The organism is Synechococcus sp. 60AY4M2 (assembly GCF_002760375.1).
In the GTDB taxonomy this organism is placed as follows: Bacteria; Cyanobacteriota; Cyanobacteriia; order Thermostichales; family Thermostichaceae; genus Thermostichus.
In genome coordinates this window covers 1,454,254-1,478,152 of the sequence record NZ_AUMZ01000001.1, presented here as the reverse complement: position 1 = coordinate 1,478,152, position 23,899 = coordinate 1,454,254, and the positions used below count along the sequence as shown (strand labels likewise).

The 23,899-nt window shown below is 62.9% G+C and carries 24 protein-coding genes; 10 read left to right on the top strand and 14 right to left on the bottom strand.

Annotation, left to right across the window (positions count from 1 at the left end; all coding sequences use genetic code 11):
- The first annotated feature begins 135 nt into the window (after window positions 1–135).
- A complete protein-coding gene (leuC, locus tag SYN60AY4M2_RS06445; RefSeq protein WP_099812543.1) occupies window positions 136–1,539 on the top strand; it encodes a 3-isopropylmalate dehydratase large subunit in 1,404 nt (467 codons plus the stop codon).
- Between the two features lie 61 nt (window positions 1,540–1,600).
- Here the strand turns inward: leuC and thiD are convergent, their stop codons facing one another.
- The 9 genes from thiD to SYN60AY4M2_RS06400 all read right to left on the bottom strand — a co-directional run bounded on the left by thiD (window position 1,601) and on the right by SYN60AY4M2_RS06400 (window position 6,703).
- Entirely contained in the window at window positions 1,601–2,425 is an 825-nt protein-coding gene (thiD, locus tag SYN60AY4M2_RS06440; RefSeq protein ID WP_228375400.1) for a bifunctional hydroxymethylpyrimidine kinase/phosphomethylpyrimidine kinase, read from the bottom strand.
- 220 nt (window positions 2,426–2,645) lie between these two features.
- Window positions 2,646–2,846 carry a hypothetical protein gene (locus SYN60AY4M2_RS06435; protein WP_011429198.1) on the bottom strand — a complete coding sequence of 67 codons (201 nt, stop codon included), beginning with the start codon at window positions 2,844–2,846 and terminating at the stop codon, window positions 2,646–2,648.
- A 69-nt stretch (window positions 2,847–2,915) separates the two neighbouring features.
- Window positions 2,916–3,233 (bottom strand): 2Fe-2S iron-sulfur cluster-binding protein, encoded by a 318-nt coding sequence (locus tag SYN60AY4M2_RS06430; RefSeq protein ID WP_168173317.1) that lies wholly within the window; start codon window positions 3,231–3,233, stop codon window positions 2,916–2,918.
- On the bottom strand, window positions 3,233–3,490 hold the full coding sequence (locus SYN60AY4M2_RS06425; RefSeq protein WP_011429200.1) for a DUF1816 domain-containing protein: 258 nt from the start codon (window positions 3,488–3,490) through the stop codon (window positions 3,233–3,235). Before SYN60AY4M2_RS06425 ends, SYN60AY4M2_RS06430 begins: the two co-directional genes overlap by 1 nt.
- A 46-nt stretch (window positions 3,491–3,536) precedes the next feature.
- Window positions 3,537–4,601, bottom strand: a complete 1,065-nt coding sequence (rlmB, locus tag SYN60AY4M2_RS06420; RefSeq protein WP_011429201.1) for a 23S rRNA (guanosine(2251)-2'-O)-methyltransferase RlmB — start codon at window positions 4,599–4,601, stop codon at window positions 3,537–3,539.
- 32 nt (window positions 4,602–4,633) lie between these two features.
- Window positions 4,634–5,065 (bottom strand): ribonuclease III domain-containing protein, encoded by a 432-nt coding sequence (locus tag SYN60AY4M2_RS06415; RefSeq protein ID WP_011429202.1) that lies wholly within the window; start codon window positions 5,063–5,065, stop codon window positions 4,634–4,636.
- A gap of 384 nt (window positions 5,066–5,449) precedes the next feature.
- A complete protein-coding gene (locus SYN60AY4M2_RS06410; RefSeq protein ID WP_099812541.1) occupies window positions 5,450–5,926 on the bottom strand; it encodes a photosystem I reaction center subunit XI in 477 nt (158 codons plus the stop codon).
- Between the two features lie 71 nt (window positions 5,927–5,997).
- On the bottom strand, window positions 5,998–6,117 hold the full coding sequence (locus SYN60AY4M2_RS06405; protein WP_099812540.1) for a Photosystem I reaction center subunit IX: 120 nt from the start codon (window positions 6,115–6,117) through the stop codon (window positions 5,998–6,000).
- A gap of 40 nt (window positions 6,118–6,157) precedes the next feature.
- A complete protein-coding gene (locus SYN60AY4M2_RS06400) occupies window positions 6,158–6,703 on the bottom strand; it encodes a Photosystem I reaction center subunit III (protein ID WP_099812539.1) in 546 nt (181 codons plus the stop codon).
- Between the two features lie 166 nt (window positions 6,704–6,869).
- Between SYN60AY4M2_RS06400 and tsaD the strand changes: the two genes are divergently transcribed.
- Complete coding sequence (gene tsaD, locus SYN60AY4M2_RS06395) at window positions 6,870–7,967, top strand: tRNA (adenosine(37)-N6)-threonylcarbamoyltransferase complex transferase subunit TsaD (protein WP_099812538.1); 1,098 nt, start codon at window positions 6,870–6,872, stop codon at window positions 7,965–7,967.
- On the opposite strand, the gene mnmG is transcribed toward tsaD, so the two are convergent.
- On the bottom strand, window positions 7,928–9,862 hold the full coding sequence (gene mnmG, locus SYN60AY4M2_RS06390; protein ID WP_099812537.1) for a tRNA uridine-5-carboxymethylaminomethyl(34) synthesis enzyme MnmG: 1,935 nt from the start codon (window positions 9,860–9,862) through the stop codon (window positions 7,928–7,930). The genes tsaD and mnmG overlap by 40 nt on opposite strands.
- Window positions 9,863–10,157: 295 nt before the next feature.
- On the opposite strand from mnmG, the gene thrC reads away from it, so the two are divergent.
- The 6 genes from thrC (at window position 10,158) to SYN60AY4M2_RS06360 (ending at window position 16,551) form a co-directional block, all read left to right on the top strand.
- Window positions 10,158–11,498, top strand: coding sequence for a threonine synthase (gene thrC, locus SYN60AY4M2_RS06385; protein WP_240527756.1), 1,341 nt, complete (start codon window positions 10,158–10,160; stop codon window positions 11,496–11,498).
- A gap of 98 nt (window positions 11,499–11,596) precedes the next feature.
- On the top strand, window positions 11,597–12,121 hold the full coding sequence (locus tag SYN60AY4M2_RS06380) for a fasciclin domain-containing protein (protein ID WP_099812536.1): 525 nt from the start codon (window positions 11,597–11,599) through the stop codon (window positions 12,119–12,121).
- A 36-nt stretch (window positions 12,122–12,157) separates the two neighbouring features.
- Window positions 12,158–12,433 carry a ubiquitin-like small modifier protein 1 gene (locus tag SYN60AY4M2_RS06375; protein WP_011429210.1) on the top strand — a complete coding sequence of 92 codons (276 nt, stop codon included), beginning with the start codon at window positions 12,158–12,160 and terminating at the stop codon, window positions 12,431–12,433.
- Window positions 12,430–13,038: a DNA-3-methyladenine glycosylase gene (locus SYN60AY4M2_RS06370; protein ID WP_049749704.1), complete on the top strand. Its 609-nt coding sequence runs from the start codon at window positions 12,430–12,432 to the stop codon at window positions 13,036–13,038. The genes SYN60AY4M2_RS06375 and SYN60AY4M2_RS06370 overlap by 4 nt, the downstream gene beginning before the upstream one ends.
- A gap of 16 nt (window positions 13,039–13,054) precedes the next feature.
- A complete protein-coding gene (locus SYN60AY4M2_RS06365) occupies window positions 13,055–14,323 on the top strand; it encodes a peptidase C39 family protein (RefSeq protein ID WP_011429212.1) in 1,269 nt (422 codons plus the stop codon).
- A 371-nt stretch (window positions 14,324–14,694) separates the two neighbouring features.
- Window positions 14,695–16,551: a hypothetical protein gene (locus tag SYN60AY4M2_RS06360; RefSeq protein ID WP_240527755.1), complete on the top strand. Its 1,857-nt coding sequence runs from the start codon at window positions 14,695–14,697 to the stop codon at window positions 16,549–16,551.
- Between the two features lie 29 nt (window positions 16,552–16,580).
- Here SYN60AY4M2_RS06360 and SYN60AY4M2_RS06355 read toward each other — a convergent pair whose 3' ends face one another.
- The 3 genes from SYN60AY4M2_RS06355 to SYN60AY4M2_RS06345 form a co-directional block, all read right to left on the bottom strand.
- Complete coding sequence (locus tag SYN60AY4M2_RS06355; protein WP_099812534.1) at window positions 16,581–18,047, bottom strand: DASH family cryptochrome; 1,467 nt, start codon at window positions 18,045–18,047, stop codon at window positions 16,581–16,583.
- Window position 18,048: 1 nt separating this feature from the next.
- Complete coding sequence (locus SYN60AY4M2_RS06350; RefSeq protein ID WP_240527754.1) at window positions 18,049–18,378, bottom strand: HU family DNA-binding protein; 330 nt, start codon at window positions 18,376–18,378, stop codon at window positions 18,049–18,051.
- A 241-nt stretch (window positions 18,379–18,619) separates the two neighbouring features.
- On the bottom strand, window positions 18,620–18,847 hold the full coding sequence (locus SYN60AY4M2_RS06345) for a cytochrome b6f subunit family protein (RefSeq protein ID WP_240527287.1): 228 nt from the start codon (window positions 18,845–18,847) through the stop codon (window positions 18,620–18,622).
- A gap of 125 nt (window positions 18,848–18,972) precedes the next feature.
- On the opposite strand from SYN60AY4M2_RS06345, the gene SYN60AY4M2_RS06340 reads away from it, so the two are divergent.
- A complete protein-coding gene (locus tag SYN60AY4M2_RS06340) occupies window positions 18,973–19,434 on the top strand; it encodes an ATP-binding protein (RefSeq protein WP_276307361.1) in 462 nt (153 codons plus the stop codon).
- Between the two features lie 10 nt (window positions 19,435–19,444).
- Here SYN60AY4M2_RS06340 and SYN60AY4M2_RS06335 read toward each other — a convergent pair whose 3' ends face one another.
- Window positions 19,445–21,232 carry a DUF3352 domain-containing protein gene (locus tag SYN60AY4M2_RS06335; RefSeq protein WP_240527753.1) on the bottom strand — a complete coding sequence of 596 codons (1,788 nt, stop codon included), beginning with the start codon at window positions 21,230–21,232 and terminating at the stop codon, window positions 19,445–19,447.
- A 96-nt stretch (window positions 21,233–21,328) separates the two neighbouring features.
- On the opposite strand from SYN60AY4M2_RS06335, the gene pheT reads away from it, so the two are divergent.
- Window positions 21,329–23,806: a phenylalanine--tRNA ligase subunit beta gene (gene pheT, locus SYN60AY4M2_RS06330; protein WP_099812531.1), complete on the top strand. Its 2,478-nt coding sequence runs from the start codon at window positions 21,329–21,331 to the stop codon at window positions 23,804–23,806.
- Window positions 23,807–23,899: the final 93 nt, after the last annotated feature.

The following is a 23,899-nucleotide window of genomic DNA, read 5'->3' as shown; positions in this document are numbered from 1 at the left end:
CTGGGCTAGCCCGGCCTTGGGAAAGGTGCTTTGCCCGCCCCGACCTCTGACTTGACAAGCTTTGGTAACAAGTAGGACATTGAAGCTCTACGGAAAGCAGCTCAAAACTGGCTTGGCCGCAGGCCGGAGAGGAAGATGAGCGAGAGGACGTTGTTCGACAAAGTCTGGGACGCCCATACGGTGCGGGTTTTGCCCTCGGGGCAGACGCAGTTGTTCATCGGCCTGCACCTCATCCACGAGGTCACCAGCCCCCAGGCTTTTGCCATGCTGCGGGAGCGCCATCTGCCGGTTCTCTTTCCGGAGCGGACGGTGGCTACGGTAGATCACATTATCCCCACCGACAACCGGGCGCGACCTTTTGCGGATCCCTTGGCAGAGGAGATGATCCAGGAGCTGGAGCGCAACTGTCGCCAATATGGCATCCGCTTCTACAACAGCGGCTCCGGCCAGCAGGGGATCGTGCATGTGATTGCGCCGGAGCAGGGGCTGACGCAGCCGGGGATGACCATTGCCTGCGGCGATAGCCACACGTCTACCCATGGGGCCTTTGGGGCCATTGCCTTCGGCATCGGCACCAGCCAGGTGCGGGACGTGCTGGCCACCCAAACTCTGGCCTTGTCCAAGCTCAAAGTGCGCCGCATCGAGGTGCACGGCAGGTTGGGGCCGGGGGTTTACGCCAAGGATGTGATCCTCCACATCATCCGCAAGCTGGGGGTCAAAGGCGGGGTGGGCTACGCCTACGAATACGGCGGCAGCACCATCGAGGCCATGAGCATGGAGGAGCGCATGACCCTCTGCAACATGTCCATCGAGGGGGGAGCCCGCTGCGGCTACGTCAATCCCGACGCGGTAACCTTTGAGTATCTAAAGGGACGGGAGTTTGCTCCTCAGGGATCCGACTGGGAGGAGGCAGTGGCCTGGTGGCAAAGCCTGGCCAGCGGCCCCGACGCCGTCTACGACGACGTGGTGGTGTTTCAGGCCGCAGAGATCGCCCCCACCGTAACCTGGGGAATCACCCCTGGTCAGAGCATTGGGGTGGACGAGCGGATCCCGGCACCGGAAGAGCTGCCGGAAAGCGAGCGGGAGCTGGCCAAGGAAGCCTATGCCTACATGGGCTTGCGGCCGGGGGATCCCATCGTGGGCACGCCAGTGGATGTCTGCTTCATTGGCAGTTGCACCAACGGCCGCTTGAGCGATTTGCGGGAGGCGGCCAAGATTGCCAAAGGACGGCGAGTAGCGCCTGGAGTGAAGGCGTTTGTCGTGCCCGGCTCGGAGCGGGTCAAGCAGGAGGCGGAACGCGAGGGCCTGCGCGAGATCTTTGAGGCGGCAGGGTTTGAGTGGCGGGATCCCGGCTGCTCCATGTGTTTGGCCATGAACCCAGACCGCCTCGTAGGCCGGCAGATTAGCGCCTCTTCTTCCAACCGCAACTTTAAGGGTCGCCAGGGATCCCCCAGTGGGCGCACCCTGCTCATGAGCCCGGCCATGGTGGCGGCGGCGGCCGTGAGCGGCAAAGTGGTGGACGTGCGGGAACTGCTCTAGCCAGCGGGGCCGTTCAACCTCCCCCGGCAGCCTGAGCGGCTGCCGGCTGCGAAGAAGGGGGCTAAGACTGGAGAAGCGGGTAGAAGTGCCCCACCGGCCCTTGTCCTGCGCCGATGGCCAGAGGATGCCGCAGGGCTTCGGTAACATAGGCCTTGGCTGCTAGCGTCGCCGCCAAGGGATCCTTGCCCCAAGCCAGTTGCGCCGCAATGGCTGCCGAGAGGGTACAGCCGGTGCCGTGGGTGTGGCGGGTGGGGATGCGCTCGCTTTTGAGGATCTCCAGCCGCTCGCCGTCAAACCACACATCCACCCCCTGCAGTTCCCCTGGCATACCTCCCCCCTTGACCAAAACCGCCTTACAGCCCAGGGCGTAGATGCGGCGGCCCGCCTCCTCCATATCCGCCAATGACTGCAGCTCCATCCCTGCCAAAATCTGGGCCTCGTAGCGGTTGGGGGTAACGACCTGGGCCAGCGGGATCAGCCGCTCGCGGATGGCCTGGATGGCGTCTTCTGCCAGCAGCTTGGCCCCGGTGCGGGAGACCATCACCGGATCCACCACCAGCGGCTGCAGGGCCCACCGCTCCACTTGGCGGGCCACCTCCCGCACGATCTCGACATTGAGCAACATGCCGGTTTTGATCCCTTGCACCCCGATATCCTGCACCACCGCCTCAATCTGGGCGGCCACCGCCTCCGGCGGCAGCGCATCCACGCGGTTGACCCCGAGGGTGTTTTGGGCAGTTACGCAGGTGAGGGCGGAAGTGCCGTGGACGCGCTGGAAGGCAAAGGTGCGCAGATCCGCTTGAATGCCCGCTCCGCCGCCGCTATCGGATCCGGCAATGGTGAGGGCAACAGGGGGATGCTGCTCGGCCAACATTGGAGCCGACATTGGTTCAGATGTGGGGACAGACATTGGCCAAAGGACAAAAACTGCCGAGGGTACCGCTAGCCATTTCTGTCCTTCAGCGTAGCAACGAAATGATTCCCGCTAGCCTCTGAGGTCTTGGGAAAACTCTTTCAGACCCGATAGGCAACGCAGTTGCGAACGCGCCGGCGGCGCGGGCGCTATCCCCAACTCCCCTCTTCCTAAGGAGAGGGGTGGGCTGTCTTCAATCGGAATGGCCATCGTCGGTAGTAGCTACTACCTCCACCCAAGCCCTATCCCCCTCCACCGCCGTCAGGCTCCAGCGCAGAAGCTGAGCTGGCTGTCCTAGCTCCTGGGCCACCTGCTCGGTAAGGGATCCCTCCAGTCGAGCAGCAGAAACCGGCAGGCTTAGGGGCAGGGAAAGGCGGAGAAAGTGCAGCTTCACAGGCCGTTAGAACTCCTTTGAGTAACCTGCACAGAATTGCCCTCAACGGGGGTGGATATCCAAGCAGGGCTAGGAGCCAAACTGGAGACGATAGACCTCCTCCTCTTGGTCCGTCTCCACCTCTAGATCGGAAGTAGGATAGGCTACACACAGCAGCACAAAGCCCTGAGCCTTGAGTTCCGGCCCGATCCCCATGGCGTCAGGCTGGGCCACGGATCCCGACTTCAGCCTCCCTGCACAGGTGGTACAGACTCCCGCCTGGCAGGAAGAGGGCAGCTCTAGGCCGTGTTCGAGAGCCGCCTGTAAAACTGTCTGATCTGCCGCCGCGGTAAACCGGTAGGTTTGGCCCCGGTGATGAACGGTTACCTGGTAAACCATAGCCGTCATCAGGAACGAACCCGCGAAGGAGTGCGGACCACCGTCAGCGACTGCGGCTGGCGCATTTTCTTTATCTGAACCTCGATCTTCTCAGCCCCCTCCGCCTTCAGGTCGGCGATGTAGCGACCTTTATGCGCCTCTGCTTCTTTCTCGCTGGCGAAGGGGCCGTAGTAATAGGTGCAGTCGTCGGTGGTGATCTCAACCCAGACTGCTAGGCCCCGCAGCCTATCCAACAGCCAGACCAAAGGGTTGCCCACGGGATCCATCCCCCCTATTAAGCGCAAAGGATGACTCAGGATCTTTTGCAATCACCTAGATTCTACTGCCTTCGTTGAGGATTTGTTGAGAAATGTTTCGACCTCGGTGGGGGGAGCGCTGCCGGTGGATCTCGTAGAGGGCGATGCCCGCCGCCACCGAAGCATTCAAACTTTCCGTGCGGCCCGCCAAGGGGATCGACAGCAGTTGGTCGCAGTGGCGCTGGGTGAGCAAGCTGATGCCTTCCCCTTCGGATCCCACCACCAAGGCAATAGGTCGGCGAAAGTCGGCGCTGTAGATAGGGGCAGCCCCCTGGCTGGTGGTGCCATAGACCCAAAACCCCTGCCCTTTAAGATATTCCAGGGCGCGATTTAAGTTCACCACCCGCGCCACCGGCAAAGTAGAGAGGGCCCCCGCTGCCACCTTCATCACCGTCGCAGTGACGCCTGCCGCCCGCCGCTGTGGGATCACCATCCCCTGCATGCCAAACGCCTCCACGCTGCGGGCAATAGCCCCCAGGTTGTGGGGATCCTGGATCCCGTCCAGCACCACCAGCACCGGATGGGGGCCGGACTGGCGGCTCTGTTCCACCAGCTCTTCCAGATCCACATAGCGGTAAGGGGTGGCCTGGGCGGCGATCCCCTGGTGGTTGGCTCCAGCGGTGAGAAGGTTTAGCCGCTGGAGAGACACCTCATCGATGACGGTACCCCGTGCTTTGGCTTCTTCCAACAAAGACCAAAATTGGGGGCTGTAGCGCAACCGCGGCAGCACCCACACTCGGTTAAGGGTGGCCTGGCTTCTCAGCGCAGCCAACACGGTTTGGCGACCGTAGATGATCTCTTGTTCAGGTTCGGCTTCGGGATCCCGGTTAACCTGCAGCTCCCCGTCTTCTGGACTGGCAACGGGAGGGCTGGGATTTGGCTGGGGGCGCTCCTGCTCAGCCTTGCGACGAAGCGGCTTTACGGGCGGCTCTTGCGCCGCCGGCTGGAGATGGAGCGGGGAGCCCCCCTCGCGCCGTTTGGTCTGCTTGGGCTTGTTGAAGGGTTGCCCCGCCCCTTGCCGCTGCAGCTTGCTCCGGCGAGACAGCCGTAAGGGAGGTTTGCATTGGGAAGGCTTGGGCATGGGCAGAGAACGGTGCAGAGTAAAAGCCGATCTTAACCTTCCCCCTCGCCTATCGTCTTGGCCAAAACATCGGTGAGAGCGAGAATGTGGCGTAGCCGCTCGGGATCGGTGAGGTAAAGGTAGCCCAAGATGGTTTCCAGGCCACTGGCATTCTGGTAGTCGGCCAAGGGCAAGTGGCGGGGTGGACGACCGCAGCCGTTGCGGCCCCAGCGGACGATCTCCCGCTCTTCAGGGCTGAGATAGGGCAAAAGCGCCAACAACAATCTGGCCTGAGCAGATCCGCGTACCCGCCTTACCACCTGCCGATGGTAAAGCTCTGGCCGAGTGGGAGGAAACAACTGCTGCCGTCGCACGTGCAGTTCGTAAATGGCATCTCCCAGGTAGGCCAGGGCTGCAGGCGACAGGCGACCGATCTCAGCCAAAGAGAAGCTTGCAGAAGTGGGATCGGACAGGAGATCGCTCACGACAGCTTACAAAAACTATTTGGCTATTTGGAAAAATGCCTAGAACCGCTGCCGTCGGTTCATAGCAAATTCGAGACTCCACTGGCTGGCTCAGTCTATGCTAGGGCAAGCTTCCTGCCTTCTGCCAGTCTCACTGCTGCCCTGAACTTTTCCCTCGCCTGCTCAGGTTATTGGATCACAAAGACGCTGCAAGCCTTGAAAAGCCAGCTGAAACCCCGTCAAGAAGCTGGAGAGCAAAATCCAGGGAAGCTGTGGGCAAGCGGGCCGGCATCAACGCGAAAAGCTGGAAAGCAGAGCCCATCTGGCCAAGCCGCCGCTCAGCAGAGGATGGAGAGACTCGCAAGGCCGTCCAAGACAAGGGGATGGATGGAGAGGGGAAGCCGCTTAACCAAAATTGGGAAACAACAGATCTCCATTGAGCAGAAGCAGGTAGGCGACGATTGCCCCGCCCATGCCCCCTACCAAAAAGCCGGCGGCCAGTTCGCTCCAAGATTGGGATCCCTGCACCGGCCCGTCGTTGCGCTGCGGGGAGACGGTGCCGTAGAGAGAGAGAGCTGCCGTCATGATTAAGATCAGGCCACAGGCTCCCAGGAAGCCACTCAGCAGGCCAATAGGCTCGTTGCGCAAAGGCCCGAGTTTGGCAAAGGGCCCCACCAGCCAATAGCCGTGGGCCATACCAATTTCCAGACCCCGCCAGATAGGACTGGCTCCCGGCCGGTTGATCGGCAGCCAACTTAGGAAGAGACGAACGGCAGGCGCGTGGTTAATGGGTGTCTGGAGGTTGCCAATTTGCGGATCCCCTTCTGGGGCCGTGATGTGTTCCTTACCAGAGGGAGCAGTGTCGACAGGGGACTCAGGCATGAGGCAATCTTGTGTCCAGGCCAAGAGAAGCAGGGATCCCCAAGGCTCTGTGGGGATCCCTACCCCTTTATTTAGAACGTCAAAATGTCAGGGAAGAAGCGATTGATCTCAATAAACAGGGCAAGGAAGAAGCTGGAAAACAAAATGAGGGCTACTGGAGCGGTGGTGAGAAATTTGGTGAAGTCAGCCATATCGACCTCTCACAGGGAATGGGTTGACTCAGTTCCTTCCTCAGCGAGGAGAGACGGGAACAGCCTCCTCTGGGGCTTGAATTGCACCGCTGGCCATTTCCTTGAAAGCAGCGGCAGGCCAGGCCAAAGCCGTGAGGAAACAGCGCAGCGCCAAGGGAACGTCGATGATACTTTCTTTCATCTCCGGCTCCTCGCTATCGCGAACGGCAATTAGGTAGGAGCGGCCTGCCCAGCCCAACCAGCCGGCAAGGTAGAGGAAAAGTAAGCCAGGGATGAGAAACTCACCTGCATGGCTCCAGCGGCCATCGGTAACCAGGTGAGGCAAGCCTTCTTCGCCACAGAGCAGCTTGCTGTAGCGCTCAAAACGCTTTTCGGTTTGGACCAACTTTTGCTGGTAAAGGGGAGCCAACTCAGGGCTAGCGTTGCGGATTTTCTCTTCGAGGCTGCTCAGGCGCTGATCTCGTAGAGCCTGGAAAGCAGGAACTTCGCTACAAGGCTTCAAGCCAATCAAAGGCTCTGCCTGCACTGCCTGGGTAAAACCAAGCGCTAGGCAAAGGGCCAAAAGGAGACTCAAAAGGGTTCGCATGGCAGGATGTGTCCTTGAGCTAGGGACTCAATGGGGAGGAATGCTCAGTGAAGAAACGAGCACCAAACGGTTAGTATCATACTCCTGAGCGCCTTATCCGGAGGGATCTCGGGTTTTAGCTCACACAATTCTTAAGGATCCTGAGGCATTCCCACCCCTTTTTCCCATGGCCTGTGTCCTTGCCATTGAAACCAGTTGCGACGAAACGGCTGTGGCGGTGGTGGAGGCGGAGCCAACCTGGCCAACCTTTGCCCCGCGGCAGCTCAGCTCGGTGGTGGCTAGCCAGATCGACCTCCATGCAGCCTACGGAGGTGTGGTGCCGGAGGTGGCCTCCCGCCGCCATGTGGAAACTTTGCCATTTGTACTGGAGTCAGCGCTGCAGCAGGCCGGGCTAGGCGTAGCCGAGGTGGATGCCATTGCCGTAACTTGTGCGCCGGGCCTGGTGGGATCCCTGCTGGTGGGGCTGATGGCGGCCAAGACCTTGGCGCTGCTCTACGATAAGCCCTTGATTGGGGTACATCACCTGGAGGGCCATCTCTTCAGCGGCTTTTTGGCCACAGCCGACTTGCAACCTCCCTGCCTGTGCCTTTTGGTTTCGGGAGGCCACACCAGCTTGATCTGGATGAAGGACTACGGGGAGTACCAGACAATGGGCCGCACCCGCGACGATGCTGCCGGCGAAGCCTTTGATAAGGTGGCGCGGCTGTTGGGGCTGGGCTACCCGGGGGGGCCCCAGATCGACCGCTGGGCGCAACAAGGGGATCCCCATCGCTTTCCCCTGCCGGAAGGCAAGCTGGACCACCCCTACGACACCAGCTTCAGTGGCCTGAAGACGGCTGTGCTGCGCCTCGTCCAGCACTTGCAGCAGGAAGGCCAGGAGCTGCCCATTGCCGACATTGCCGCCAGCTTTCAGGCCTGCCTAACGCGCGTCCTCACGGAAAAAGCCGTGGCCTGCGCCGAAGCTCTTGGCCTCTCAACCCTGCTGCTGACTGGCGGGGTAGCTGCCAACCGGGAGCTGCGCGCTCGCCTTCTGGAAGCGGGCCAGCAAAAGGGCCTGCGGGTGGTGATCCCGCCTGTTGCCCTCTGTACCGACAACGCCGCCATGATTGGGGCAGCCGGCCTCTGTCACTGGCTGCGCGGGGAGGTCTCCCCCTTGGATTTGGGCGTGGCTTCGCGCATGGCGCTGGAGGAGATCCCTGCTCTCTACACGGCTGGGCGCAAAGATTACCGCGAGCTGCCAACAGGTTCTGCCGTCGCTCTCTGACGCTGTCTCACCTCGAGGTAGATGAGCAAGGCGTTGATGTCGGCGGGGTTGACGCCGCCAATGCGGGCCGCCTGGCCCACGGTCAGAGGCCGGACTGCCGCCAGTTTCTCCCGCGACTCTTTGGAGAGGGTGGGGATGGAGTGGTAGTCCAGATCGGGGGGCAGGGGGCGGTGGTACTGCTTGCTCACCTGCTCGATCTGGGCTTGTTGCCGCTGGATGTAGCCGCTGTATTTGACAGCAATTTCTGCTGCCTCCTGCTCAAAGGGATCCAGCTCCTCATTTCCCAACCCCAGCTCTAGCAGGTCGGCGTAGTGGATCGGGTTGCGGCGCAGGAGCTCGGCCAAGGTGGCGGATCCTTTGATCCCCTGGCCGGTCAGTTGGCTGAGGTGGATCCCGGCGGGGTCGTGGGCCTTGACCCGCTGGGTTTCTAGGCGCTCGATCTCGGCGGCAATGCGGGCCTGCTTGGCCTGGAAGAGGGCCCAGCGGCGGTCGTCGATGAGGCCCCATTCCCGCCCCAGGGGGGTGAGGCGTTGGTCGGCGTTGTCGGCGCGTAGGATAAGGCGGTATTCGGAGCGGCTGGTGAGCATGCGGTAGGGCTCCCGCAGCTCTTTGGTACAAAGGTCGTCGATGAGGGTGCCGATGTAGCTGGACTCCCGCGGCAGGGTTACCAGCGGCTTCCCCTGCACCAGGCGGGCGGCGTTGATCCCGGCGATCAGACCCTGGGCTGCTGCCTCTTCGTAGCCGGTGGTGCCGTTAATTTGGCCGGCACAGAACAGCCCCTGCACCTTCTTGGTCATCAGGGTGGGGTAGAGCTGGGTGGCCGGCAGATAGTCGTATTCCACGGCGTAGGCAGGCCGCAGCATGACGCACCGCTCCAGGCCGGGCAGGGAGCGCAGCATCTGGATCTGGATCTTTTCTGGCATCCCCGTCGAGAACCCCTGGATGTAGAGCTCCGGCAGATCCCGCCCCTCTGGCTCAATAAAAATTTGATGGCTTTCCTTGTCGGCAAAGCGGACGATCTTGTCTTCGATGCTGGGGCAGTAGCGGGGCCCCTTGGCCTCCACCCAGCCGCCGTAGACCGGCGTCTCGTGGAGGTTTTCGCGGATGATGCGGTGGGTCTCCGGCGTGGTGCGGGTGAGATAGCAGTCCATCTGCTCCCGCGGCACCCACACCTCCGGGTCAAAGCTAAACCAGCGCAGGTCGGGATCCCCTGGCTGCCGCTCCATCACGGAAAAATCGACGCTGCGGCGATCCACACGGGCAGGGGTGCCCGTCTTCAGCCGACCTGTCTCAAAGCCCAGTTGGCGCAGGGTGTCGGTCAGGCCTTCGACGGCAAATTCCCCCGCTCTGCCAGCAGGCTGCCAGTGGCGGCCAATCCAGATGCGCCCTCCCAGAAAGGTGCCCGTGGTCAGGATCACCGCCCCACAGCCGAAGACGCTGCCAAAATGGGTAACCACGCCCACCACCTCATCGTTGCGCCCCAGCACCAGGTCGGTGACAGTGCCCTCGCGGATGCTCAGATTGGGCTGGTTTTCCACCACCGAGCGCATTACCCGCGCGTACTCGCGTTTGTCGGTTTGCGCCCGCAAGGCCCATACCGCCGGCCCCCGCGAGCGGTTGAGCACCCGCTTTTGCAAATAGGTGCGGTCGGTAACTTTGCCCATCTCGCCGCCAAGGGCGTCGATTTCGTGCACCAGTTGCGACTTGGCCGGGCCCCCCACAGCGGGGTTACAGGGCTGCCAGGCGATCTTGTCCAGGTTCAACGTCAGCATCAAGGTATTACAGCCCAGCCGCGCTGCCGCCAGGGCCGCTTCACAGCCAGCGTGTCCCCCACCCACGACGATCACGTCGTAGTGGTCGAGAAAGTCCACGTTGTCCCGTCCAACTTTGAGCATAGGATCGCCTCCGCGGAATACCGGGATCCCCTATCCCAATTAGGTTGTTACAGCTTGTTTCTCCAGTCTAGCGACGGATAGAGGGCTATCCCCAAATCTCGGCAAGAGAAAGCCAGACCTCCACCAGTCTGCCGCTCCGAGGTTGCCCAAACCGGCTACGATCCCGCTCTCCCCAGCCGGATCTAATTCAGACTATTTTAGTCGGGTTTAGTTGACGGGGTCGATCGCGGGTGATAAGATTGCCCTCGACGACGGGTAAACAAGATCCAGCCCTTTCTCCTGTCTGAGGCTTCCTATGACCCAAACCCTTTCCCACCGCCCGCTCAGCCCTGCCGATTTGCCGCCCAGCTCGGCCTTGCGCACCCTCCAGGTGGGCTTTAGGCGCTTGCGCTGTCGGGAATGTGGGGCCGAGTATGAGCCGGTGGCCAAGCACGTGTGCGACCTGTGTTTTGGCCCCCTGGAAGTGGTCTATGACTACGACTGGCTCAAGAGCGTTGTCAGCCGGCAGAGCATCCAGGCCGGGCCGCTCTCCATCTGGCGCTACCGACCTTTCCTGCCGGTCCTTTCGGAGCGGCCCATCGATGTGGGCACCGGCATGACGCCGCTGGTGAAGGCGGAGCGGCTGGGCCGGCGGCTGGGGTTAAAAAACCTCTACCTCAAGAACGACGCCGTCAACATGCCCACCCTCAGCTTTAAGGATCGGGTGGTGTCGGTGGCCCTGACCCGCGCCAAGGAGCTGGGCTTTACCACCGTTTCCTGCGCCAGCACGGGCAACTTGGCCAACTCCACGGCTGCCATCGCCGCCCACGCCGGCCTGGACTGCACCATCTTCATCCCGGCGGATCTGGAGGCGGGCAAGGTGCTGGGATCCCTCATCTACAATCCCACCGTCATGGCCGTGGAGGGCAACTACGACCAGGTCAACCGCCTCTGCGCCGAGGTGGCCGATCGCTATGGCTGGGGCTTTGTCAATATCAACCTGCGCCCTTACTACTCAGAAGGCTCGAAAACCCTGGCCTACGAGGTGGCGGAGCAACTGGGGTGGCAACTGCCGGATCAGGTAGTGATCCCGCTGGCGTCGGGATCCCTGTACACCAAGATTTACAAAGGTTTTCAGGAGTTTGTGAAGGTGGGGCTGGTGGCGGAGAAGCCGGTTATCTTCCACGGCGCCCAGGCCCAGGGCTGTGCGCCCATTGCCCAGGCCTTTCGCGAGGGGCGGGATTTTGTTACTCCGGTTAAGCCGAATACCATCGCCAAGTCTATTGCCATCGGCAACCCTGCCGACGGCATCTACGCCCTGGAGATTGCCCGCAAAACCGGCGGCCAGATCGCGACGGCCACGGATCCCGAGATCGTGGCCGGCATCAAGCTCTTGGCCGAGACCGAGGGCATCTTCACCGAGACGGCTGGCGGCACCACCATTGCCGTGCTCAAACGCCTGGCCGAATCGGGCCAGCTTGATCCTGAGGCGGTTACGGTAGCCTATATTACCGGCAATGGCTTGAAAACCCAGGAGGCGGTGCAGGCGCACGTGGGCCATCCGCTGGTGATCTCGCCCAAGCTGGAGAGCTTTGAACAGGCATTGGAGCGCGCCCGCACTCTGGAGCGGCTGGACTGGCAGGAGGCTTCGGTTTGAAGCGAGAGGGATCCCCCTGGGCTCTTAACGGCGTCTTAATGAAGAGAAGAACTGTTACGATCCCTGGCACAGACCCACTCGCTCAGGAGCTCTGCACCATGCCTATCCTCCGTTCTGTCCGTCACTTTGCGCGTCGCTGCTTGCCGGTGGCAGTGGCGGTGTTGACCCCCCTTGCTTTGGCTCCCACGGCTCGGCCTCAGGGGCTGAACACCATTGCCGTTGAGCTGGAAACTTTGCCCAGCAGCTACTCGACGTTGGCGACGGCTTTGCGGGCGGCGGGGCTGAACACGGCGTTGGCGGGGCCGGGGCCGTTCACGGTCTTTGCCCCTTCCGATGTGGCCTTTGGGCAACTGCCGCCGGGCACCGTGGAGACGTTGTTGCAGCCGGCCAATCGGGATCAGCTCACCCGCATCCTCACCTATCATGTGGTGCCGGGGCGGATTACCTCGTTTGACCTGCGGCCTGGCCAATCGGCCACTCTGACCACCTTGGCGGGGCTGCCGCTGCGGGTGCAGGTGGGAGCCGATGGCAGCATCCGGGTCAACGGGGCCAATGTGAACTTGGCGGATATTCCGGTTTCCAACGGGGTGATTCACGGCATTGACGGGGTGCTGCTACCCTAGTCTTCTAAGGTTGGTCGCTGGACGAAGCATTGGCTTATGGCAGTCAAGGTGTTAATTCCCACCACGCTGCGGGTGCTCACCCGGGATCAGGAGGTGGTAAGTTGCGAGGGATCCACCGTTCGGGAATTGCTGGAGGCCTTGGAGCAGACCTATCCGGGCATCAAGGCGCGGCTGTGCGATGAAAAGGGGGAATTGCGCCGCTTTGTCAATCTCTATGTCAACAGCGAAGACATTCGCTTCCTCCAGGGATCGGACACGCCTCTACAGGATGGGGATGAGGTGAGCATCGTCCCTGCTGTTGCCGGGGGATGAAAGTTGCCGAGCCGGCTGTGGCTGCTTGGGAGTGGTTAAGCAAGCCGGCGCCGCTGGTGGCGCCTACGTTGCTGGGCATGGTGCTGGTGCGGCAATTTGCCGATGGGCTGCAGGTGCGGGCGCAGATTGTGGAAACGGAAGCCTACACCGCCGGCGATCCGGCATGCCACGCCTATCGCCGCAAGACCCGCCGCAACCAGGTGATGTTCGGGCCGCCCGGCCATCTCTACGTCTATCGCATCTACGGCCTCTACCACTGTCTCAACATCGTCACCGAGGCGGAAGGGATCGCGTCAGCGGTTTTGATCCGGGCAGCCCAGTTGGATTGCCTGCCGGAGTGGATCCCGGCCAACAAGCGCTTGAAACCGGCGCGGGTGGCGGCGGGGCCGGGCCTGCTCTGCCAAGCGCTGCGCATCGACGGATCCCACAATGGCTGGCGGCTGGAACCGGTGGCAGCCGGCCAGGAAGGCATTTGGCTAGAGGGATCCCCTGCTTGGGAGGCACAGTTCCCCATTGTCCAAACTACCCGCATCGGCATTACCCGCGGGGTAGAGCTTCCCTGGCGCTGGTACATTAAGGGGCATCCGGCGGTGTCGCACTATTAGTGGGGGCAAGCCGACAATGCTGCCGCAAGGCAAAGACTCCTGGCAAAGGCTGTCTGGGCTGGTCAGCGGCGTTGTGCTGCTCCTGCCCGCGTTGGCCCAGCCGGTTGCAACTTCTCCAGGACTCTTGACAATGCAAGCCCAGCGCCACTCCCCCTATCGCACCAGGTTGCAGCGCTGGCATGCCCCCCAAGGTTTTCAGGGCTGGTCAGCCCGCGGGATCCGGCTGAACGCCCAAGGGCAATTGGTCTTAGATCCAGAGAGCTGGCGGCAAGAAGTCAGCCTTGAGGAGCCGCAGTCGCCATTGCGCGGACGTCCTTTTCATCCCCCCGGCAGCTATTGGGTGGGAGAAGCCATCAGCCCGGAAGTTCCCGCCAGCTTTCCTCTGGTGGAAGCAATCGTCTCCTGGAATGCCACCACCCCTCCCGGCACCTGGCTAGAAGTGGAGATCCGGGCCAAGCTTGCGGGGCGCTGGACGAAGTGGTATCACGCCGGCGTGTGGGCTGCCGATCCGCCCACCCTGGCCAGCCACTCCGTGCGCGGGCAGGAAGACGCAGATGGCAACCTGCACACGGACTTGTTGGTGCTCAAGGATACCCACAACGGGGCAGAGGCTTTCCAAGTCAGGGTGCGCCTGTTCACGCAAGAGGCGGGCCGCTCTCCCCTGGTGGATCAGGTGGCGGTTGCCTTTTCCAACCAGCCGGCCCAGCCCGACCGCCTCTCCCCTGGGGATCCCAGCCGCTGGGGCCAGGTCTTGGAGCTGCCCTTGTGTTCCCAAATGGTCTATGCCGACGGGGGAGCAGCTTGGTGCAGCCCCACTGCCTTGGCGATGGTGATGGCCTACTGGCAGCGGGATCCCCCCCCCTGTGAGCCGTTGGTGCGCGCCGCGGCGGCCGGGGTGTACGACCGGGTTTACCAGGGCCACGGCAACTGGGCCTTCAACGTGGCTCATGCCGCCGAGCGGGGTTTGGCCGGCGTGGTGGCGCGGCTGCAGAGCCTGGCCCAGGCAGAAGCCTGGATCGCGGCCGGCGTGCCGGCTATCCTCAGCTATGCCTGGGGCGAGGGCGAGCTGGAGGGGGCGCCGATCCCCAAAAGCAACGGCCATCTGGCGGTGCTGGTGGGGTTCGACCGCCAAGGGGATCCCATCCTCCACGATCCGGCGGCCAAGACCAACGAAGAAGTTCGCCGCACCTACCGCCGCGACCAGCTAGAGCCTTTGTGGTTGGCCCACTCCGGGGGTACCGTCTATTTGATCTATCCGCGAGGGTGGCCAATTCCGGACCCATAGGTTAGCCCCGGCCTTCCACCGGGCTGGAGGCTTCTGCTCGAAGAGGCTGGGATATCGAGCGGACAAAAACGAACATGGCTTGGCGAGCATCCGATTGCCATCTGGCTTTTCGACGGGGATTTGAGTAAGGATATTAAGAAGTGAGGAGTGCAACTCACCCTTGGGTGAGACGGCTTAAGCATGGATAAGGTTAGGGTTCAAGGCCTGCGAGGCTGGCTGAGGGGTTTCCCTATGCCGAGCAGGCGGTGGGGCGCGGCTGTCCGCAGAAAAAGTAGCGGGGCAATTTCTGCCGGCTTTTACGTGAGTTGCTATCGACATGGAGGTTTGGGTTCCCGCCGCTTCCCAGTTTGTGGGAGAGGATGAGCTGCATCATGCCACGACGGGCTTCCCCTGCACCGCTATCTTTGCCGGCGCTGAGTGCTCTGGTGCTGGCCCTCTCGGCCTGCGGCGAGCTCTCTTCCTCTAATTTGTCTCCCAGCGTCGTTTCCCCTTCTGCCCTGCAGCCGGTTTCCACCCCAACTCCCCTCGCCCCCGCCGCTCTCACACTCGAACAGGCCCGCCAATCGGGTTTGGCGGTGCCCAACAACCGCATCGTCCTGCTCCTCCAGGAACAAGGATCCGATCTGGTGGCCCAGCTCCCTGCCTCCGAGGTGGAGCGCTGGCTGGCTCGTACCCCCACCTGGCCGGGGGTGGAGGGGATCGATCTCAGCATTACCCTGGGCAGCTATCGCCAGACCGCCAACGCGCCCCTGCGCCTAGGGCAGCCGGCCACCTTCACTTTTACCAACCCACCTGCCGGGGAAGCGGAGCTCAGCGCCATTGCCTACCGGGGATCCACCACCTTGGCACAAGGAAAGGGATCCCTGACTCTTTCTGCCCGCTCTGGAAGCGCTGACAGCAGCAGTCGCCGCCTGAGCCTGCTGGTGCTCTCCGAGGTGGAAGTGCCGCTGCTGCACGCAGGGGCAGGGGTGCCGGCGCCTGGCCAGCCGTTGTTGCTGTCGGGGGAAAATCTGGAGCGGGTGGAAAGCGTTCTTTTTGCCTCAGCCGCCAATCCGGAGCGCATCCTGAGGGGGGAAATTCGCTCGCGCAGCCGCAACAGTCTGACGGTGATGCCGCCAGCCTCCCTTTCCGGCACGGTCTGGGTGGCGGTGGCCGACGCTGAAGGACAAGGACTGGGAACCTGGATTTACGAGTGGCCCACTCCCACCCCCACTCCTACAGCGGCCTCGGGCTGGCGAGTGGAGACCCTCCTCGATGGCCGCACCGCTGCGGCAGCCAAGCCGGAGGGCAGCAGCTCCGATAACGAGGGGGAGGCCGGGATCTCCCTGCAGCAGATCGGCGGCATTGCCGCAGACCCCGAGGGGTTCTTTTACTTAGCCGACCCGGCCCAGCACCGCATTTTCCGGCTTTCCCCCGAAGGGGAACTGGAGGTGTGGGCGGGCAGCGGCAAGGCCGGCCACCGGGATGGGGTGGCGGAGCAGGCCCAGTTTCACTCCCCCCAAGGGCTACTTTGGGATCCCAAGGGGGGGTTGTGGGTGGCCGACAGCGGCAACCATTGCCTGCGCTACATCAGCCGACAGCGGCGGGTGAGCACCTTTGCCGGCACTTGTGCAGCCGGCCACCGAGATGGAGAGCGCGACGAGGCGCAGTTTCGCGAGCCCTTTGGCCTGGCCTTGGGTCTAGACGGCAGCCTTTACGTGGCCGATCGCGCCAACCGCCGCATCCGCCGCATCACCCCCACGGGCAAGGTGACGACGGCCGCTGGCACCGGCCAGCCGGGATCCGCGGATGGGCCGGCAGACCAAGCCCAGCTTCTGGAGCCGACAGCTCTGGCAGTGGACAAGGCGGGTAACCTCTGGATTGCCGATAGGCATCGCCTGCGCCGGCTCTCTGCCGACGGACACCTGACCACCCTCTCCCAGGCGGAAGCAGGCTACCGCGATGGCCCTCTGGCGGAGGCCCGTTTTCAAACCCTTGCGGGGCTGGCTTTCGACAGTGCGGGGGTCCTCTGGCTGACTGACCAAGACAACCGCCGCATTCGCCGTCTTCAGCCCAGCGGGCAGGTCTCTACCCTGGCCGGGGGGGATGAGCCGGGCTGGCAGGATGGCCCGGTGGTCTCAGCTCGCTTCCAGCGGCCTGGCTCTCTACTTGCCTTGCCAGACGGCAGCTTGGTGGTGGTGGATGCTGGCCTGCCTGGCTTGCGGCGTCTTAGCCGCGTCGTCCCCTAGCCCGCCACTCCCGTTTCGAGGGGATCCTCCTAGCCGCCACGGTGGCGGGCCAGGGCCGCTTCGTAAGCCCGCCGACTGGCCTGCAGGGACTTTTCCAGATCCACCACAGGGCGGGGATAGTCCACCCCTAGCCGCACGCCAAACTGCTGTTGCTCAGCAGCGCTGAGGCGGTAGGGCTCGTGGATCTTGTCCCCCGGGATTCCGGCCAGCTCCGGCAGCCAGTGGCGTAAGTAGTGGCCCTGGGGATCGTAGTCGCGGGATTGCTTGGGAATGTGGAAGTAGCGAAAGCCGCGGGCATCGTTGCCCACGCCGGCGGTGTAGTTCCAGTTGCCGTAGTTGCTGGCCACGTCGTAGTCAATCAGCAGCGATTCAAACCATTCCGCCCCCAAGCGCCAGTCGATCCCCAGGTTCTTGGTGAGGAAGCTGGCCACATTCTGCCGCCCGCGGTTGGACATAAAGCCAGTGGCGGCCAGCTCCCGCATGTTGGCATCCACCAGAGGGTAGCCGGTCTCGCCGCGGCACCAAGCCTGAAAGCGGTCCCAGTCCTGCTGCCAGGGGATGGGGATCCCTTGGATCCCTGCGGGGCGAAACAGCTTGGCCCCATGCTTGGCCAAGATGAAGCGAAAGTAGTCCCGCCACAGCAGCTCAAACACCAGCCAGTAGGTGGATTCGTTGCGCACCCGCTCCTCCTCGTAGCGCTTGACTTCGGCGTAGACAACGCGAGGGGAGATGCAGCCCAACGCCAACCAGGCAGAAAGGCGCGAGCTGTCGTTGGGATCCAGCATGCCGTTGCGGGTTTCTTTGTAGACGCGCAGCCGGTCCAGATCCCAGATATAGGTCTGCAGGCGGGCCTGGGCGGCGGTGCTGCCGCCGGCATAGACAAAGCGGGCGCGGGGATCCGGCGGCGGCAAGCTCAACCCCAGCGCCGCCAGGGTGGGCAGGGGGCCAGGATCTAGCCCCGGCGGCAGGGGCGGCAGGGAGGGGATGGGCAGGGGAGCGCGAATGGCGGCCTTGGCTTCCACCTGCTGGCGAAAGCGGGTGAACACCTCCGGCAGGTCTGCCAGGGCAAAGGGGAGATCTTCGGGGTGGTAGAGGGTGTGACCCCAGTCCAGATGGAGCCGGATCCCCAAGGGCTGCAGCGCTTGCTGCAGGGCCTCAGCAACCGCCTCCTCCTCGGTGCCCACCTCTTCGTGGGCATAGACGGCCTCCACCCCCCACTCCCGCGCCAGGGCCGGGATCACCTGCTCCGGCTGGCCTTGGCGAATGACTAGGTCAGAGCCGCGGGCCCGGAGCTGCTGCCGCAGGTCGGCCAGGCTCTCCAGCAGGAACTGGGCGCGGAAAGAGCCGGTCTTGGGAAAGCCAAAGGCCGTCTGTCCAAAGTGGCGCGGATCTAGGCAATAGAGGGGAATGAGGAGAGATCCCTGCTGGCAAGCCCGCGTCAGCGGCTGGTGATCTAGCAGGCGCAAATCGGTGCGAAACCAGAGCAAAACGGCCATTCTAGACGGATGCCAGCGCTTCCGCTTCTTCTTGGGGATCCCTCCTGGGTCGCCCCAGTTCCGGGCTGGGGACGAAATGGGGCACCTGGGCAGCGGGGATGTGGATGGGGGCCTTGGTGCGCGGGTGATAGGTTTGCCGGGCCGGGCGGTAGCGCAACGAGAAGGTGCCAAAGCGCGCCAGCCGCACCGATCCTCCTTCCGCCAGACATTGGCTGATGCTGTCTAGCATTGCCTCCAGAGCAGCGGCAGCCATTTTGACGGTCAGGCCATCCACCTGGGCGGCCATCTGGCGGGCCAGCAAACGACGATTCAAATGGGGAAGAGAAGCCACGACCACTTATCCAGACAACGGCAACGGGACAACAGCGGCCCTGAGCTTGATGCTCCCAACCTGATATGGCGAGAACTCCATCGGAAAAGAGAACGGCATCTCCCAGGCCGGCTACCTGAAGCTGAAATGTAGGCTTGAGGAAACTGAGAGCTGGGGCGGCCACCTTGCGGCAACTTACACGCAGAGAGGATCCGACACCGCAACTGCCACTAATCCACTGTCTAGCCGGTAGCCAGACTGCTCAACTCGGCTCATCCTTGGCGTGGCCGGAATCGACCACTTCCAGCTCGCTCTCGAAAAACCAGTGCCGGGAGCGATCGGGAAATTCCAAAATGTAGCCGATGCCACTGCCATCGACCACCCGCCGTGCCAGCACCACAGCCTCCTTGCCCACCAGCGCGCTCACCTCTTCTTGTCCGCGATCCTGAATAGAGCGCACCCTAACCTTATCCCCAACTTTGATCACCATAGTCGATCAGGGTAACCGCGAAGAGCTTTACCACTCAAGATGGTACGCCAAAAAGGATCCCTGCCGGAATCTGGCCCGACCGGGCTGAGGCCAACGGGGATTGGCTAGGATGGAAAAAGAGCGTTGTGCCCCCGACTGCCCCTGTGATTGCCCTCTCCCTCAAGCCAGCCCACTGCTCCTGGAGCGTTATCAGCTTTCCCTCCACCCTCTATACCCAGCCGGTTCTGGATTTGTTGATTGCCAAAGTTCCCCCCCCCTGGAGGGCGGAGGTGCGTTTGGGCCTGCAAGAGGCGATCATCAATGCCGTTCGCCACGGCAATGGCCTGGATCCCAACAAGAGGGTGATCGTCGAATACGCCAGCTCCGAGCCGTTTTATCAGTGGCTGGTGCGGGATCAGGGATCCGGCTTTCGTCCCCAGGAGGAGCTAAACCGCTGCCGCTGCGGCATCCTGGAAACGGAAGAGTCAGGGCGGGGAATGCTCCTGCTCAGCCAAATTTTCGACTTTGTGCAGTGGAACGAGACGGGCAACCAGCTCTACTTGGGCAAGTACATTCACCCCGGCTGCCGGGATCCCTGGATAGTTTGACGGGCTCCACTCAGTACCACTGCCAAAATAGCTTGCCCCTCTGGAGGAGCCAGTGCCCCCGATCCGGATAGGGAGCCTCGGACAGCGTCAGGGCAGTGGTGGCGAAGGCCAGGCGCGTGGACGACCAGCGGGATCCCTGCAGTTGGGGCAGCCAAGTTTCCGGTAGAACCCCCAGGGATCCGTACCCATAGCCCAGGTTGCGGTGGGGCAGGGGGGCCACCAGGCTGCGCCAGGCGCGGCTGGCGCTCAAGGGAGGATCCGCCAGGGCCGCTTCCAAAGCCGCCAAAGAAGAAGCCAGGTAGGAGTAGCCTTCCCGGTCGGTGTGGTACACCTGGGCCGAGAGAGGCGATGCTTCCGGGATGGCGGGCAGGGCTTGGGGAAGAGCCTCTGCCGCCTGCACCCGGGGAGAGCCTCCCCTGCCGCTGACCTGCAGCAGCCCACCGGCCAAGAGGGGGATGTCTTCTCGCGGCGTGGAGTGGCTTGGCTGGGGTTGCGGCTGGGCCGCCGGCTTGCTCCAGACAGTGGCGGTGCCATGCTTAGTTGCAATCGACACCACCTGCCAGCCCTGGGCGATTGCCCGCTCATCCAGCGTTGGCGCATCCGGCCTCTTGCCAACCCACAGCCAGGCCAGTTCCCCATCCGTGGGCAAAAAGGCAAGGGCGAACTCTCCCCTTTCCGGCAACAAGTGCTGCCAGTCCAGCTCCACCTGCAATTGCAACTGCTGCAGCCATTGGCCGGGATCCAGCCGCAGGCCGAAGAGGCTCAGGGGTTGCATCCGCCCCAAGCTCTGCCAAAGGTTGGCCCAGTTCTGTCCGGAAATTAGCGCTAGCGTCTCGTCGGGCAGATGCCGAATAACCTGCGGATGAAAAGCTTCTACCGTCGGCAAAGCGAACTCAGCAGGCGTATGCCAAAGGGCGGCAGTTTCGGCCACCAACCCCCGAAAGTTGACCCCTAGCCCCAGCCCCACTGCCTGCAACGCCAGAGCGTCGGGAGAGGGCGATTCCGGATTTTGCCAGAAAGCCCAACCCACATGCGCCTCCTGTAGCGGCTGGATCACCTGCCGAAACTGCGGCTTGCTCACCAACGACAACTGCGGCAACTGCCACGCATCGATGGCGGCGCGAATGGCAGCAGCCTGTTCTGCCAGCAGCACATAGCGCTCGCCGAAAAGGGCTGCCGTGAACCCCTGCAACTCCGGAAGCGGGCTGGACACCACCTGAATGCCCTTGTAGGTATCCACCTGCACTGGCAAGCCGGCCAAGCTCTGCCGCTCCCACAACAGGTTCAGCTCGAATTGGGTAAGCGCCGCGTCGCGAGTTTCCAAGGCAACCAAGGTGCCCCACTCCGGCAAGCTGGCCAAGAGGGTGCTTTTCCCCAGCCAGGGCTGCACCTCCCGCTCGAAATCCAGGGCTCCCCCGGCCAGCATGGCTCCCAACCAGCCCGGGCCTGCGCCGGAGAAAAACTTCCGCCACTGCTGACGAGTGGCGCGTCGCTGGGAAGCGGGGGTTGCCGCTTGCCAAAATGCCTGCAAATCCTCGAGAGGGGCGGCCAGCAGCAACAGCGCCTGGGTGGAACGGGGAGCTAGGCCCACAATCGGCGGCAGCGCCGGGCGAGATAGCAACAAAGCCAGAGGGCTTTGGGTGAGCAGCCAGGTGATAGCCCACACCACCAGGGCAGCCAGAAGGCCCAGACCGATCAGGATCCCGCGCAAGAGTTGCCGTTGTCCCATACCCACATCCACAGCCTGAAAGACGCGCCGTCTTGCCTCGATGCCAGTACCTCGGCACGGCGTAACCATCTTACCTGCGAGGGGAAGTTTGCGCGCCTTGCTTGCCTTTGGCCCGAACTCGGAGTGAGCGATAATGGGTGCGGCGTTTGCAGCGATGGCTCAGCGATGCGCATTTCCTTGAAGTGGCTGCGGGAATTGGTGGACTTTGAGCTTTCCCCGGAAGAATTGGCAGAAGCCCTCACTCTGGTGGGGTTTGAGGTGGAGGAGATTGAAGATCGCCGCAGTTGGGCAGAAGGGGTGGTGCTGGGCAGGATCCTAGCCGCCGAGCCCCATCCCAATGCTGACAAGCTGCGCGTTTGCCAGGTGGACTTGGGATCTGAGCAACCGGCCACCATCGTCTGCGGAGCGGCCAACGCCCGCGCCGGCTTGCTGGTTCCTGTGGCCACGCCGGGCACTCATCTGCCCGCTGTGAACCTGACCATTGCCAAAGCGGAGAAACGGGGAGTGCTCTCGGAAGGCATGATCTGCTCTTTGGCCGAGCTGGGGCTGGAGAGGGCTTCGGAAGGGATCCACGAATTTCCGCCTGATTTGGATCTCAAGGCCCACCCGCTGGGGTCTGACGCCCGCCCGCTGCTAGGCCTGGACGATGTGGTGTTGGATCTCACTTCCACCGCCAACCGCGCCGATGCTCTGAGCATGGTGGGGATCGCCCGCGAGGTGGCCGCCCTCACCCGCAACCCGCTGCGCCTGCCGCCGGTTCAGCCCCTACAGGCCAAGCCCATCCCCAACTTCAACCTGCGCATTGCCGACGCCAAGGCCTGCCCCGCCTACAGTGGCGTGTTGATCGAGGGAGTGAAGGTCGGCCCTTCTCCCGACTGGCTCAAGCATCGCCTGGCCGCCGCTGGCATGCGCTCCATCAACAATGTTGTCGATGTTACCAACTTGATCTTGCTGGAATGGGGCCAGCCCCTGCACGCCTTCGATTGGGATCGCCTGCTGCAGGTCATGGGCAAGAAGAAGCCCACTATTGAGGTGCGCTTTGCCCAGGCGGGAGAAACCCTGAAAACCCTGGACGGCCAAACCCGCACCTTGCACCCTGAAAGCCATCTCATCGTGGCCGGCGGCCAGCCGGTAGCCCTAGCAGGTGTGATGGGGGGAGAAGAGACAGAAGTGAGCTCGGCCACCACCAGCATTTTTTTGGAGGCCGCCCTCTTCGACCCGGTGGTGACGCGCCGCTCGGCCCGCTCGCAGGGACTGCGCACGGAAGCCTCGGCCCGCTATGAGCGGGGGGTTAATTTTGCCACCCTCGACCTGGCGCGGGATCGGGCGGTGCAGTTGATTTTGGAGCTGGCGGGAGGATCGGTGGTTGGCCTCACCACCTTTGACCAACGGCCACCGCTGGAGCGGACGCTGAAGCTGCGGCTGTCGCGCCTCATCGACGTGTTGGGGGAAGAGGTGCGGCCAGAGGATGTGGAGGAGATCTTGCCGGCCTTGGGCTTTCAGCTTTCCCGCTGTCAGGCAGTTGCCCCGGAGGCTCCCCCCCTCCCTGCTACGGAGACAGCAGGCGTGGCCGGCTGCGTTTGGCAGGTGTCTGTTCCCCCCTACCGCCTGCGGGATGTCGAACGGGAGATCGACTTGATTGAGGAATTTGCCCGTCTCTACGGCTACGACCGCTTCTCGGAAACCCTGCCCACGGAGCCGCAGGTGGGATCCCTCTCTGCACGGGAAACTTTGACCCGGCAAATTCGCGAGGTGATGCGGGGCATCGGCCTGACGGAGGTGTACCACATCTCCCTCTGTCCAGCGGACGAGGACAGCTCCCTGGTCAAAATCGCCAATCCGCTTTCCCCCGAGTACTCCGCTGTGCGCAAGGCGCTGTTGCCGGGCTTGGTGGAGGCTTTTCGCTTCAACTGGGATCAGGGCAACGGCCCGCTGCAGGCTTTTGAGATTGGCCACGTCTTTGCCTATGCCCCTCCCTCCAGCCCTGAGCCCTATCAAGAGGCGGAGCACTTGGGGGGCATTCTGGGCGGGGATCTCAACCCCAATGACTGGCGGCACCACAACCGGCCCATGGACTGGTTTGAGGCCAAGGGGCTCTTGGTCTCGGCGCTGGAGCGGCTGGGGTTTACCCCAGAGTTTCGCCCGGATCCCCCTGAGGCGCAATCGCCGCTGTTGCACCCGGGTCGACAGGCTGGCATCTGGATTGAGGGATCCCGCATTGGCCTATTTGGGCAGTTGCACCCCCGCCTTTGCCAGGAGAAGGATTTGCCGGAGGAGGTCTATGGGTTTGAGGTGGATCTGGATCCCTTGTTGGCCAGCCTGGAGAAGCGGGGCCTAGTGCAATTTTCCCCCTTTTCGCCTTTTCCGGCCTCGGATCGGGATATCGCCTTCTTTGCGCCGCTGGAGCTGTCGGTGGCAGACATCGAGAAAGTAATCCGCCAGGCGGCAGGCCCTCTGCTGCAGTCGGTACAGCTTTTCGACGAGTACCGCGGCCAAGGGGTACCGCCGGGGCAGCGCAGCCTCGCCTTCCGACTGGTGTACCGCGCTCCGGATCGCACCCTCACCGATGCCGAAGTGGAAGCTGCGCAAAACCAGGTGAGGGCCCAGCTAGAAAAGCACTTTCCGGTTACCTTGCGCAGCTAGCCGTCTGCTAGTTTCTAGTACGATCTTCGGGAAGTTTTACACGGGACTTTTGGCCGTGCAGAGCAACGCCTCTCTTTTGGCAGCAACCAGCTC